This window comes from Priestia filamentosa, assembly GCF_900177535.1.
GTDB classification, from domain to species: domain Bacteria; phylum Bacillota; class Bacilli; order Bacillales; family Bacillaceae_H; genus Bacillus_I; species Bacillus_I filamentosa.
The window spans coordinates 1,184,645-1,198,771 of the sequence record NZ_FXAJ01000002.1 but is presented as its reverse complement, the minus strand read 5'-3'; the positions used below and the strand labels follow the sequence as shown (position 1 = coordinate 1,198,771).

General features: G+C 34.5%; 13 protein-coding genes. 7 read left to right on the top strand and 6 right to left on the bottom strand.

Annotated features, from left to right (window positions below):
• Positions 1-281: 281 nt before the first annotated feature.
• Positions 282-1,487 (bottom strand): MFS transporter, encoded by a 1,206-nt coding sequence (locus B9N79_RS13120; protein WP_046217589.1) that lies wholly within the window; start codon positions 1,485-1,487, stop codon positions 282-284.
• A 913-nt stretch (positions 1,488-2,400) separates the two neighbouring features.
• Here B9N79_RS13120 and B9N79_RS13115 point away from each other — a divergent pair.
• The 5 genes from B9N79_RS13115 (at position 2,401) to B9N79_RS13095 (ending at position 7,976) form a co-directional block, all read left to right on the top strand.
• Positions 2,401-3,186: a DeoR/GlpR family DNA-binding transcription regulator gene (locus B9N79_RS13115; protein ID WP_048896821.1), complete on the top strand. Its 786-nt coding sequence runs from the start codon at positions 2,401-2,403 to the stop codon at positions 3,184-3,186.
• Between the two features lie 256 nt (positions 3,187-3,442).
• On the top strand, positions 3,443-4,438 hold the full coding sequence (locus B9N79_RS13110) for a PfkB family carbohydrate kinase (RefSeq protein WP_048896820.1): 996 nt from the start codon (positions 3,443-3,445) through the stop codon (positions 4,436-4,438).
• A gap of 55 nt (positions 4,439-4,493) precedes the next feature.
• Positions 4,494-5,600 (top strand): erythritol/L-threitol dehydrogenase, encoded by a 1,107-nt coding sequence (locus B9N79_RS13105; RefSeq protein WP_019393570.1) that lies wholly within the window; start codon positions 4,494-4,496, stop codon positions 5,598-5,600.
• A gap of 244 nt (positions 5,601-5,844) precedes the next feature.
• Positions 5,845-7,137, top strand: a complete 1,293-nt coding sequence (locus tag B9N79_RS13100) for an MFS transporter (RefSeq protein WP_019393571.1) — start codon at positions 5,845-5,847, stop codon at positions 7,135-7,137.
• Between the two features lie 59 nt (positions 7,138-7,196).
• Complete coding sequence (locus tag B9N79_RS13095) at positions 7,197-7,976, top strand: SDR family NAD(P)-dependent oxidoreductase (protein WP_019393572.1); 780 nt, start codon at positions 7,197-7,199, stop codon at positions 7,974-7,976.
• 575 nt (positions 7,977-8,551) lie between these two features.
• Here the strand turns inward: B9N79_RS13095 and B9N79_RS13090 are convergent.
• Genes B9N79_RS13090 through B9N79_RS13080 form a run of 3 tightly spaced genes read right to left on the bottom strand, consistent with a single transcriptional unit; the run spans position 8,552 to position 9,829 of the window.
• The gene (locus B9N79_RS13090) at positions 8,552-8,866 is read right to left on the bottom strand and encodes a DMT family transporter (protein ID WP_019393573.1); all 315 of its coding nucleotides are present in this window, start codon (positions 8,864-8,866) and stop codon (positions 8,552-8,554) included.
• Positions 8,866-9,210, bottom strand: a complete 345-nt coding sequence (locus B9N79_RS13085) for a DMT family transporter (protein ID WP_019393574.1) — start codon at positions 9,208-9,210, stop codon at positions 8,866-8,868. Before B9N79_RS13085 ends, B9N79_RS13090 begins: the two co-directional genes overlap by 1 nt.
• Positions 9,211-9,241: 31 nt before the next feature.
• Positions 9,242-9,829 carry a TetR/AcrR family transcriptional regulator gene (locus tag B9N79_RS13080; protein WP_048896819.1) on the bottom strand — a complete coding sequence of 196 codons (588 nt, stop codon included), beginning with the start codon at positions 9,827-9,829 and terminating at the stop codon, positions 9,242-9,244.
• Positions 9,830-10,415: 586 nt separating this feature from the next.
• Here B9N79_RS13080 and norA point away from each other — a divergent pair.
• The gene (norA, locus tag B9N79_RS13075; RefSeq protein ID WP_046217588.1) at positions 10,416-11,606 is read left to right on the top strand and encodes a multidrug efflux MFS transporter NorA; all 1,191 of its coding nucleotides are present in this window, start codon (positions 10,416-10,418) and stop codon (positions 11,604-11,606) included.
• Between the two features lie 110 nt (positions 11,607-11,716).
• Positions 11,717-12,070, top strand: coding sequence for an amidohydrolase (locus B9N79_RS13070; protein ID WP_205635668.1), 354 nt, complete (start codon positions 11,717-11,719; stop codon positions 12,068-12,070).
• Between the two features lie 73 nt (positions 12,071-12,143).
• Here B9N79_RS13070 and B9N79_RS13065 read toward each other — a convergent pair whose 3' ends face one another.
• Positions 12,144-13,286, bottom strand: a complete 1,143-nt coding sequence (locus B9N79_RS13065; protein ID WP_085118588.1) for a site-specific integrase — start codon at positions 13,284-13,286, stop codon at positions 12,144-12,146.
• Between the two features lie 184 nt (positions 13,287-13,470).
• Complete coding sequence (locus B9N79_RS13060) at positions 13,471-14,046, bottom strand: DUF4352 domain-containing protein (RefSeq protein ID WP_240516692.1); 576 nt, start codon at positions 14,044-14,046, stop codon at positions 13,471-13,473.
• Positions 14,047-14,127: the final 81 nt, after the last annotated feature.

Sequence of the window (14,127 nt, the reverse complement as noted above, 5' to 3'; positions counted from 1 at the left end):
AGCCAGTGGTTCTAATATAAAGATAATTTCAAAAAAATAAAAATATAAATTTAACACCAAATTATAGAGGGGGATAAGATAAAAACAGTGTATCAACGTATTCTTTTTGATTTTAGGTAAAGGCGAGATAAGTACTTGCGCTGAGCGCCGAAAGTCGGATGGTACTATAAAAGGATCTTCAAACGAAGATCCTTTTGTGATACTTGTTAAATGGATGCCCCCAAAAGACCGCTTCTCCGCTTATATCGAACTTTCAAATATATGGCGGGAGTGACGAGATACTAGACTCCATTATTACTATTAAATTCTCTTTTCTTAAGAGTAAGCATAAAGGCTAAAGATAGACAATATAGTGCTGCTAAGTAGGTCATAGCTACTGTCATATCGTAGCTTTGCAAAATATATCCAACGAGAATGGGTGATAATCCTCCGATTGCTCTACCAAAATTAAAAATTGTGTTCGTGGCCGTACTACGAATATGAACTGGATAATAACTGCTTATTAATGCCCCGTACCCAGCAAACATTCCATTTGAAAAGAAACCTACGATTGCACCGCCAATTAACACTCCTGCGCCACCTTCAGCGTACGAATATAAGAATACAGCCGAGGCTGAAGCTAAAAGAAAAACTCCAAAAGCACGTTTTGCACCAAATCGATCCATGAATCGTCCAAAGATCAGCATTCCTATAATCATTCCAACAGCTGTACTAATGGTCCAGAGCGCTGAGCCTGAAACAGATAAACCTTGGGATTGTTGAAGCATAGATGGTAGCCAAATCATCAATCCATTATAACCTGCAATTTGAACTGTTGCCATAACGACTAAAGTAATGGTTGTTATAGCTGTTCTAGGAGTGTCAAATAGCTGAAGTAAATTAACTTTTTTCGGCTTATTGACAACTTTTTCTGTTTTTACTGCTGCTAGCCATTCTGGAGATTCGTTTAAATTTTTTCGCACAATAAAGGCAAAAATAACAGGAAGCACTCCAACGATAAACAAGGCTCTCCATCCTAAGGTAGGAAGAATAATTGCACTAAGCAACGCTGCAAGAATAACACCAAATTGAGCACCTACACTTACATAAGAGGAAGCTCTCCCTTGTTTATTCTTAGGCCAAGCCTCTGCAACGAGAGCCATACCAATTCCATATTCTCCTCCAGCTCCAAGTCCTGCAATAAATCTAAATAAATAAACCTGTTCAATATTTGCTGCTAATCCCGTTAAGGCTGTCCCTATTGCAAATAAGATAATCGTATAAGTGAAAATTCGCACCCGGCCAAATCTATCTGCTAAAATCCCAAAAATGATTCCACCAATAAGCATGCCAATATTTGTGATTGAAGAAATAAATCCTCCAGTTGCTAAATCAATGTTAAAATCCGCTACAATCATTGACATGGCAAAAGAGATAAACATGATGTCCATGCCTTCTAATGTTAAGCCTGCTACAGAGGCCACAACTGTTTTATTACGATAATTCAAATTAATCCACCCTCCAGTAATATTCTTTGAAGTAAAAACTCTTTTTGTTTTGAAGGAATGGATTAGAAAACCGATTACAGCATCTTATCCATTCTCTTTTGAAGTCTCACAGAACTTCTTTTAAAAGAGGTTTTGAAAATTTTGCATTAAATGTAAACAAAAATAAATGCCCTTCTGTCAAAAGAGGACAAAAGGGCATGGGTATGTTAATAAACAAACATTACTAAATTATTAATCCATCCTTTTCGGCCTCTCTGGACCGTCTTAAAGGCAATATCATATTGTTATTTATACTAGCATGTTAAAAAACAAGTTTCAATATAAAGTTTTGACCAACTACTGTTAAATAGTATTATGTGTAGTTGATTTGTCCTCTAATTTTTCTAAATAGTATTGTGTTCGTAAAAATATTTAGAACGTCAGAAAGCTAGAAGCACAGATGAAGTTCCTTTTGCATATCGAATATTGTTAATATATATGGAAAAATTGATAATTTATTTTGAAAATTGGATCTATTAAAGAACAAGGTTGATTTTCTGGTTAAACTAATAGGGGAGGTTAATTGAGATTAAGGAAAAATAATGTAATTTAAAAGAAGTACTAAGAGAGCAAACTCGTTGTTAATTAACGGATTTGCTCTTTTTCTTTCCCCTTATATATGTTTTTCGTACTCTTTACTTTAATAAAAATAAAAAACAAAACTAATAACAGATATAAAACAAAATATATACCATAAAAATAAGCGATTTTTATTTGTTTTTTTCTAAAAAAACAAAAATTAAAGTTGTTTTTGTTTTGTTTGTGAATTAAAATCACATTTAGTAGAGAAAAAAACATAACAAAGGAAGATTTTAAAGTACAAAAAGAGAAGGACCAACAAATCTTTACTTGGATAGTCTGGAGGGTGAAGAAATTGAGGAATAATAAAATTGCTATAGAAAGGCAAAAAGAGATTTACTCATTATTAAAGCAATCCAAGACAGTTCGTGTAACAAATTTAAGTAAGCGCTTTAAAGTAACTACAGAAACAATAAGACGAGATCTTGATCAAATGGAAAAGGAGGGATTAATAAAAAAAACTCATGGTGGAGCACATTTAAACCTGAGAAAAGACACAGGTGATCTTGTTCTATTAAATAGAGTAGACCCCAATATAGAGTTGAAAAAGTCGATTGCAACTCAGGCAGCAAAATTAGTAAAAACGGGTGACATTATTGCATTAGATAGTAGTCAAATTTGTTATCAATTAGCAAAACGGTTAGTCCATTATGATATTACTGTGATAACAAATTCTATTGCAGTAACCTTAGAGTTCTTAAATAGACACGAAGAAGCTAAAGCGAAAGTCATTACTGTAGGAGGATACCTAAATAAAGACTTATCTTCATTCGTAGGAACAAACACCGAAAGATCAATTGTAGCTTATAACGTTGATAAGTTTTTCTTTTCTTGTAATGGTTTTCATGTGGATTATGGTGTATATGAAAGTAATGAAATGGAGGCTCAGGTCAAGTATAAATTTACGACAATTTCAGAGGAAAGTATTCTATTAGCTGATCATATGAAATTTGGCCGAAAATCGCTAACTAGCTTTATTAAAATGGAGGAAGTTAACAAAGTTATCCTTGATCACGGATTATCTATTCATGACCTTACAACTTTAAAAAATAAGGGGATTCACATTGATGTAGCTAGATAATAGTCATGCTCATATTTAAAACCAAATTTTTAATTAACAATTAAATGTAATAAACCACTATTCTATATGTGGTTTTATTTTGTTTTTTCTGTGTTATTACTCTTGAAACAAAAAAGGAAACTGATACTATAAAGTCATCAAGTTCACATCCACTGAGAGAAAATGGAGAGTAAAAGCAGGTATTTACCAATATTATCCATATATTCACCTATGTAATGTTATTAAAAAAGAAATTTTTTAGATAGGAGGAAGTATTTTGAAAGTATGTGTAGTAGGTAGCTTAAATACGGATATGGTTATATCAACTCCACATATCCCTAATCGGGGAGAGACTGTCTTTGGAGAAAAACTTGATATGTTGCCTGGAGGAAGAGGAGCGAATGCGGTCACAACTCTTTCAAAACTTGGAAAAGAGGGAAGGTTAATTGGTTGTATAGGGCATGATTCGTTTGGGGATGCTCTCCTTGCTGAGCTAAGGAAAAATCAGGTGAACATATCTCATATTAAACGAACAATGCAAGCTTCAACAGGAACAACTATCATTATGATTGATGATGTAGCTGTTAATACAATGGTAGGTATGAGAGGAGCTAATTCTTACCTTTCTCCTGAAGACATTGATAAAGCTGTAAATGGATTTGAAGATTATGGTATCCTCTTAGCTCAAATGGAAATGCCGGAAGAGACAATAGTTCATGCTATGCAGGAAGCAAAAAAAAATAATGTTCTTGTTATTCTAGATCCTAAGCCAGCTGAAAATATTACTATGAAGGTTTTAGAAGCGACAGATATTATTATTCCTAATGAACAGGAAACAAAATATATGACCGGGATAGAAATTAAAAATATTGATGATGCTATTCAAGCAGGGCGATATTTTGAGTCTCTAGGTATCTCGCAATCAATTATTAAAATGGGACAAAGGGGGGCTCTAGTTTATACACCTACACGAATTGAACATGTGGCAGCAATCCCTGTTAAAGTAGTTGATTCTGTTGTTGGAGGAGCATTTTCTGGAGCTTTAGCTTGTGCATTTCTAGAAGGGAAAGATATATTTAAGGCTACAAGATTTGCTTGCGTAGTAAGCGCTTTAAAAGTTACTAGATTTGGTGCGCAGATAGGTATCCCCACTCTTGAGGAATTAAACGAATTTATTGAGGAGAATAACTTATATGATTATCTTAATGGTTTTACAGGCCGTTTAACAAATAATATCTATCATTCAAAAAATGTGGAGTTAAAAGTAGACTAGTCACTAAGTTATTTATAAAGATAGGGTAAGTTTTTATTAAGGAAGGAGTTATATTATGTCAAATATATCTGAAAAAGAAAGACTAGATAAATTAAGTGTATCTAAAAAAATGAAAGCGGTTGTGTGTCATGGGCCTGGAGAATATAAGTTTGAAACAATTAATACACCTTCACCAGAAGCTGGTGAAATTCTTATTAAAGTAGAAGCTTGTGGCATTTGTGCTGGGGATGTAAAAGCATGGGATGGAGCCCCAATGTTTTGGGGAGGAGATGGCCAACCTCAATATATAAAAGCTCCAGTCATTCCAGGTCATGAATTTGTTGGCATTGTTGTAGAGGTGGGTGAAGAGGTAACAGAGTACTCTATTGGTGATCGTCTTATCTCAGAACAGATTGTACCTTGTAATAAGTGTCGTTTTTGTAAGCGTGGTCAGTACTGGATGTGTGAGAAACATGATATTTATGGATTTCAGTACAACGTAAATGGTGGAATGGCTGAGTATATGAAATTCCCTGTAAATGCTATTAATCATAAGGTTCCACATGATTTACCAATTGAAAAAGCTATATTAATAGAGCCGTATGCTTGTTCTATGCATGCAGTCAATCGAGCAAACATTCAATTAGGAGACTTTACTGTAATTTCAGGTGCTGGAACACTTGGCCTAGGAATGGTAGCAGCAGCAAAGTTAAGGGGACCTGGTACCCTCGTTGTTGTGGATATGCGTGATGATCGTTTAGAACTGGCGAAACAATTTGGGGCAGACATTGTGCTCAATCCTTCAAAAGTAGACGTAGCAGAAGAAATTAAAAAAATGACAGATGGCTATGGATGTGATGTTTATATAGAAGCAAGTGGTGCACCAGCAAGTGTTATTCAAGGTTTACATGCAATACGCAAACTTGGACGTTTCGTGGAGTTCAGTGTATTTTCTAGTCCAGTAACCGTGGATTGGAGTATCATTGGTGATCGAAAAGAGCTCGATATTTTAGGTGCTCATTTAGGGCCTTATTGTTATCCAAATGTAATCAAGGGGATAGCCTCCGGTTCACTTTCTACTGATGGTATAGTTACACATAAACTTCCTTTAGAAGAGTTTGAGAAAGGATTTAACATGGTGAAAAAAGGGACGGAATCCTTAAAAGTTATTTTAGTGCCCTAAAAAGGTGATAGAGTTCTTATAGTCATGTTCTATATATCAATTGGCAAGTGCCATTGTCAATTGATATATAAGCATCTCGGAATCAGCGAAATAGTCTTTATTGTTAGAACATGAACCTAGAACCCTATCTATTTCTTACATGAATTAATCTACGTACTACATTATATAAGCTGATCTAAAAAAAATCCATATTTTAAAATTACTACTCTATAAATTATAAAAAGTACCTTTAGGAGGGAACTTTATGGCTCGGAGTTTATCAACTGATCAATCAAAGCAAATTTTTGGTTTACCTGTTGTTCTAATTTGGGGATACATTGCCATTGCCTTTTTTATGACTGGAGATGGAATTGAACAAGCCTTTTTATCAAAATATATAGTAGATTTAGGATTTTCTACACAACAAGCTTCCTTCATATTTACAGTGTATGGTCTTACTGTAGCTATTGCATCTTGGCTCTCAGGAGTCTTGGCAGAAATGGCAGGGCCTCGTCGTACAATGGTTTTGGGTTTTGTACTTTGGATTATTTTTCATATAGGTTTTCTAACTTTAGGTCTTGAACAAAAAAATTACTCTATGATGATTACAATGTATGGCATAAGAGGAATTGCGTATCCAATGTTCATTTATGGCTTTGTAGTTTGGATTGCTTATGCAGCTCCAAAACAAAGGTTAGCTTCTGCAATGGGATGGTTTTGGTGCATGTATTCTGTAGGGATGGGGGTTTTTGGAACCTATCTTCCTAGCTTCTCTATTCCTAAAATTGGTTTCATGGGAACTTTGTGGTTAGCAATTGCTTTTATTGCAATAGGCGGTCTTATGGCCATGTTTTTAATAAAAGATAACTTTAATAGCTATAAAGAAGAACGAAAGGATGAAAGCAGTAAGCTTCGCGAAATGCTGCGAGGGATTACCCTTGTGTATGAAAATCCACAAATTGCTATTGCATCAGTAGTAAGAATCATAAATCAAATTTCATTATATGGCTTTGTGGTTATTCTACCCATTATATTTACAGAACAAATTGGATTTACAATGTCGGAATGGTTACGTATTTGGGGTGCTGTTTATGCTACTACTATTTTTACAAACCTTATGTGGGGAATTCTTGGAGATAGAATTGGTTGGGTTAGACAAGTTAGATGGTTTGGTTGTATAGGTATGGCTGTAGCCACCGTACTGTTTTATTATTTACCAGTGTCTATGGGTCCAAATATGGGTGTTGGATTGTTTGTTGCTATTTTCTTCGGAATTGCTATTGCTGCTTTTGTCCCGATGTCTGCTATTTTTCCAACGCTTGAACCAAAACATAAAGGAGCGGCAGTATCCATGCACAACCTCTCTGCAGGTTTAAGTAACTTTGTTGGTCCTGCACTTGCAACAGCAATTATGCCATTAGCAGGTGTAAAAGGAGTAATTTGGACCTTTGCTGCTATATATATTATAGGGTTTATATTAACTTACTTTATGAAAATAAATCAGCCCTTAGGTATAGAGAAAACTAAAATTAAAGACAAGATACAAGTTGAAAAATAAAGGAATAATTTTTTTATAAATGAAAACGCTATCAAAAATCAAATAAGGGGGTATAGAAATTGAAAGTCTTAGATAAATTTAATCTGAAAGACAAAGTGTCAATTGTTACAGGTGGAGCAATGGGTTTAGGCAAAGAAATGGGCCGAGCTTTAGCGCAGGCAGGGTCTAACATAGTAATTGCAGATTTAAACTTTGAAGAAGCAGCTAAAACTGCTAACGAATTTCAAAAAAACGAAGGAATAAAGGCCATTCCAGTAAGAATGGATGTAACAGAAGAAGATCAGGTTAATGATATGGTAAATACAGTGCTTAATCAATTTGGTAAAATCGACGTATTATTTAATAATGCAGGTATTACTAATCTTGAAAAAGCCGAGAATACATCGTTTGAAGATTGGTACAAAGTAATCAATATTAATTTAAATGGGGTTTTTCTAGTATCTAAAGCTGTTGGTAAAGTAATGATTAAACAAAAGAAAGGTTCTATTATAAATATATCTTCAATGTCTGGAATAATTGCAAATATACCTCAGTGTCAAGCCTCATATAATACATCAAAATCAGGGGTTATTATGCTTACGAAAAGTTTAGCCTTAGAATGGGCACAACATAATATAAGAGTAAACACAATAGCTCCAGGTTATATGAAAACAGAGCTGACAAAGTCGTATTTTGAAGAAAATAGTGACATGGTTAAAACGTGGATAGACTTAACGCCTATGAAAAGACCAGGAATTCCTGAAGAATTAGGAGGAATTGCTTTATACTTAGCTTCTGAAGCTTCATCTTTTGTTACAGGTAGTGTATATACAGTAGATGGAGGATATACAGCTGTTTAAATAGATAACCTTACAAATTATGAGGGAAAACGATCTTAGTTTAACTAACCCTAATATTCAGTTGAAATAAATATTATTTATATTGTGCTAAAATAGTCAATTAACCAATAATTAGAGCTGAATTTTTTAAGGGAAATAGTAACAAAATGGCTCTGAATAAGATAAATTAGTCCACATAACACACCTTCAGGGGAGTGAAGAAGGCGTCAACTCTTTGTAGTAGAAGAGATTGACGTTTTTTCTTTTTTTGCTTTATACAGGGTTCATACATTGTTGATATATAAGATTTTGGAGGCCAATAGACATCCTTAAAAATGAGTGAAAAAGTAGCTTTTTATGCACTTTATATTTAGAAAAGCTGCAATTGCAGCTTAATTGTATGAGAAGTTATACTTTAAAGAATGTAGTGTCTGCCTCCTTTAGAAATATTTTTAATATATGTTCGCACCTTAAATAATGGTGTATATTACTTAATTACAGTGATAAATATGTATAAATATAGATTTTTTGTAACGATATATATCTATACTTTATACATGAAGAAACAAGGCCAGCTAAAAAGCTGGCCCTGTTGTTCATCCTAACAGTTTTAATCCAATTGCAGAACATAGAATCATTGAAATAAATAAAATGCGTCGCCATTCTTTTGGTTCTTTGTAGACGAACATTCCAACAAGGGTTGCGCCAACAGTGCCGATTCCTGTCCAAATCGCATAAGCGGTTCCCATTGGCAGGTCACGCATCGCTAATGAAAGCATTGTAAAACTTAATGCAAAAGAAGCGATAAGCATGAGAAGAGACAATACATCTTTTCTAAGGGTCACACGTTTAAGTCCAAACACGCCGAGTACTTCACAAAGACCAGCGACAATTAAAAATCCCCAAGCCATTATGCACGCTCTCCTTCCTGTTTACCTTCTTTATCTGTAATTAACTTCAAGCCAATCACGCCCGCTAGTAGCAGAGCAATTAATAATATTTTTGCAATCTGAAAAGGTTCTCCAAACAATAGCATATCAGATGCTACTGTTCCAGCTGTTCCTAATCCTGTGAAAACAGCATAAACCGTGCCAACCGGCAGATTGTTCGTTGCTTTTAGAATGAGCGTGAAGCTCACTATGATCGCTAGAGCCGTTAATAGCCACTCCCAAATGTTTGAAGAGTGCTTAAGACCGGTTACCCAACCAACTTCTACAATTCCTGCTCCAATGACGTATATCCAATCCCTATTCATATTTCATAAAACTCCTTTTATCTTATTGCTTTTATTTCTTTTCATCTGCAAAAACGCCCCTGCAAAAAATGGGCCATGCAGCATTCATCCGAAGCATTGCTTTTTCTTCCCATGCAAAAAGCATTTCAATTAAAATACCGTCTACAAGCGTAAGATACGCAATGGAAGCATCTTGTGGGGATGCAATAATTTCTTCTTGCGGAATTCTTTCAAAACGTTTCTTTAATAATTCTTGAAACGAATCAAGCAGTGGGTTTGTTCGATCCATCACTTCTTTCATTAAAGCTTCCGGGGGAAAGAAAGAATGGCGAAGCAGAAATCCAAAGCTTGGTTCGTCTTGGTAGTTTCGAATGAGAAACAAAGGAAAAGTCTCTAATGTTTCTCGCATATTTAAACGATTGTACCGTTCGATAAAATATTGAAATGTTCTTTTTTTTACTTCGCATTCAGCGAGGGAAAAGACATTCATGAATAAATCTTCTTTACTTTTGAAATGCGCATAAATTGAAGGTTTTTTAATGTTAGCATCTTCAGCAATCATTCCTAAGGATGCACCTTCAAATCCATATTTTGAAAAATGATGAAGGGCAGAAGTAAGAATTAAATTTTTAGAACTCAAAGAAGTTAAACCCCTTTCTTTGGAAGAAAATTTCTAGTATAATACATTCGTATTGTTTAAAACCTAACGGTCGTTAGTTATTATCTCAAAGGGAAAAGAAGCTGTCAATTTAAGATTTTTAAAATGTAACACTAGCAGCTTTTACAAAGCAGAGATAAGAAAGGGGCATGATGGATGGAGAATAATGAAAACTGGAGAAATAACAATAACAGTGATGTAAGTATAGAGAGGAATCTAAGTTAAAACAAAAAAGAGAAGTTTACAACATCTCTTCTTTCTACGTTTCTTACGTGTAGGGAAGTGCTGATTCATACGAGAAGTTTATCTCTACACTTCTTAAAGAAGACTGCGGTTTGCTCGAAATAATATAAAAGCAAGGTTTGAGAGAAGATATAGTGAGATTCGCTTTTATGAAAGAATAGGGTTCTTTATTGTAGGAAACGATGAGTCTAGATTAGTTTCTTACTTGCTAAATGATTTTATGATAAGAAAAGTTCGTTAATCTTGATCAATATTTGGAACGACAAGTAAAAATTATCTTATCTTTTAGATGTTTATAGCTTTATTAAAATAAAGGAGAAACACCATGGAAAAACAGAATGTAACATTATTTATCCTATTAGCAAATCTATTTATTGCTTTTTTAGGCATTGGACTTGTAATTCCTGTAACACCTACTATCATGAATGAACTTCATTTGTCTGGAACAATTGTTGGGTATATGGTTGCTGCCTTTGCACTTACACAGCTCGTTGTGTCACCAATCTCAGGTCGATGGGTTGATAAGTTCGGCCGTAAAAAAATGATTATTATTGGGTTGATTATTTTTAGTCTTTCAGAGTTTTTATTTGGAATAGGGGAGCAGGTTGAAGTATTATTTGTTTCCCGCATGCTCGGTGGAGTAAGCGCTGCTTTTATTATGCCTGGAGTTACGGCTTTCATTGCAGATATTACAACTTTAAATACTCGAGCTAAAGCGCTTGGTTATATGTCAGCTGCTATTTCGACAGGATTTATTGTTGGCCCAGGAGTTGGGGGGTTTTTAGCTGAAATTGGTACGCGGTTGCCGTTCTTTTTCGCCGCAGGGCTTGCATTAGTTGCTACTGTCTTTTCTCTTGTTGCTTTACGTGAACCCCCGCGGAACCCTGAAAATGAAGAAATAAAAATCGTAAAAGGGCAAGGCCGCTTAAAACGCATTTTTGTGCCTATGTATTTTATCGCATTTTTAATTCTTTTCATTTCTTCCTTTGGACTATCTGCGTTTGAATCATTTTTCTCACTTTTTGCAGACCATAAATTTGCTTTCACACCAAAAGATATCGCAATTATGATTACAGGTGGAGCTATTCTTGGTGTTATTGTGCAAGTGGCATTGTTTGAGCGTTTAACAAAATGGTTTGGTGAAATGGGCGTTGTGCGCTACAGCCTCATTTTTTCAACAATCATTGTTTTCTTGCTTACAATTGTGAATTCTTACTATATGGTTCTGCTTGTCACGATGGTAACGTTTGTTGGATTTGATTTAATCCGACCTGCTTTAACAACGTATCTCTCACGTATTGCAGGGAATGAGCAAGGATTTGTTGGAGGAATGAACTCCATGTTCACAAGTCTTGGCAATGTATTCGGTCCTATCGTTGGAGGTATTTTGTTCGATATTAATCTAAACTATCCATTTTACTTTGCTGCCCTCTTTTCAGCGGTTGGGGTAGCCATTACTCTTGCTTGGAAACATCCTCATCAGCATGAAGAAAAAGAGCTTTCTTCACAGTCGTAAAGAAAAACATAGTATGTGTTTTCTAAGCGTATTTATAATTGAGATTACAAGAAGAAAATGAAACACTGATAGAGAATTCAGGTTTTCATTTTCTTTTTTTATAAGGGGGGATGAGTGAGAATATGAATGAACTAAGAAAGAAAGCTGAAGATCTAAAAGAAAGTTTGATTCAATGGAGAAGATATATTCACCAATATCCAGAGCTTGGATTTGAAGAAGAGAAAACATCGCAGTTTATCCAAGAAAGATTAAAAGAAATGAACATTCCTTTTAACATCGTTGCTAAGACAGGAATTGTAGCTTTAATTAAAGGGGAAAGTGATGGACCAACGCTAGCATTAAGAGCAGATATCGATGCTCTTCCTATTAAGGATGAAAAAGAAACTTCTTATGTGTCTAAAGTTCAAGGAAAAGGTCATCTTTGCGGTCATGACGCTCATACAACAATGCCATGGGGTGCATGACCCTTTGTAAAACAAGGGTTTGTGCACCTTTAATACTGAAATTGACCACATTTTGACCACATTTATATAGATATTATAAAATCTTAAGGTTTTCTGAGAAGACTTTAACAACTTCCTCTTGCATATCATCTAAAACATGGGAATAGGTATCTAATGTTATATTGATTTTAGAATGACCTAAACGTTCAGAAACAATTTTTGTATGAACCCCCATTTTTAGAAGCAAAGTAGCATGGGTATGACGTAAAGCATGAAATTTAATTTTAGGAACGCCAGACATTTTAATATAAGAATTGAATCTAGCATTTAGTTTTGTCGGGCGAAAAAGAGTGCCATCAGGACGACAAAAGATAACACTTTCATCATTCTTATAAGCTGATCCGTAATGCAATTTCATTTTTTTATTTTGTGTGAGTTGTTTATTTAAAATATCTAACGTTTGATCATCAAGAGCTATTCTTCGTCTTGATCCAGATGTTTTTACATCTCCTAAATATATATTTCCTTTTACTTCACCTACACTTCTTACTACACTAATTTTCTTATTCACAAAATCTATATCTTGCTCACGAAGGCCTAAGATTTCACCTTTACGCATGCCTGTTAAAGCAGCCATAGCAAATATTCCATAGTAAAAAGAATTTCTCTTTTTTGCGAAATTAAGAAACGTTTGAAGCTCTTCAAACGACCACGTTTTCACCTCTGTTTTTTTCTCCTTTATTCTTTCTACATGAATAAAAGGATTTTTATAAATGTACTCATACTTTACAGCTCTATTTAGAATAGATACAGTTAAGGTGAAAACGGTATTAACTGTAGAAGGAGCTAAGTGTTCTGAAAGATGTTCCATAAAAGCTTGCCCATGAGAGATTTTTAACTGCCTTATTTTTAAGTGTCCTAGAAAAGGAATAATCCAGTTTTGACATCTTAATTCTTCAGCCGCATAAGTAGTAGGGCTTAAACGACTCTTCCTTGCTTCTAACCATTCACCTACAAAATCTTTCACTGTCATCTTCTTTGGATCAACATAAATGCCTTTTTGAAATTCACTCATAAATTCATTGTAGGCCTTTTCTGCATCTTTCTTCGTAGCAAAGCCACGCTTTGTTTTTTGTTTTCTTTTTCCCGTGGTGGGGTCAATACCTAGTTCAGAGGTAAAAGACCATGTGTAACCTGATTTAGCTTTTTTGGATTTTACTTTTCTAAAATAAGCCATTGAAAGTTCCTCCTTTAAAAACTTACGTCTATGATTATTTGGTAGAAAAGCTTTAGGGAAGACTTTATTTAGTTAAGAATTTATGTAGGGAAGGTAAGGATGTTCTATAATTCTATTATAATTTTTCTTCTCTGAAATAAAATAAAAAAGCTCGCTTAGGCGAGCTTTCTTAGTAGAATCTTTCTTATTGTAAATTAATAACTTCTGTTTGTGTGCCAAATGCACCTGTTTGTACTTGAAGCTGTAAATCAGAAGCTTCTACTGTTTCAGGAGAAAGATCAAATACTACTTTTCCTCCCATTTCAAGGTCTGGATTTAGCTGCTCTAAGAAGAAGCTATTTTTAATGTTTCCATCTTCCCCTTGGTTAGCAGACATACTTGCTGCCGAGTCAGCGTCAAATGTTTTATCACCATGTTTTAATTTAAAGAAACTAGAATCAACAGTTACAGCTTTATCACCATTATTTTTAACTTTTAAATCAACGACTAAAAATTTTCCTTTTGCTTCTGTTGGTAAAACAGCAGGTCCAACTTGTGAAGTAATTTCTTTACCGTTTACAGTGTAAACCATATCGCCAACTTCCACTGTGTCACCAACTCCATAAGACTTCTTACTTTCATCTTTAGTAGTTTGTTTATTGCTACTTGTGGAACTTGCTTTGTCGCTACTGTCGTTTCCTCCCATAGCTACACCGATAATGATAATTAAGACAATAAGTGCAATGAATCCTAAACAACCCATCTTAAAAAATTTCTTCATAAATCTAACTCCTTCCATAAAAACTATATATGTAAAGGGATAGCCCTTCACTCCTAAAATATATTAAAGAAAAACTTATTC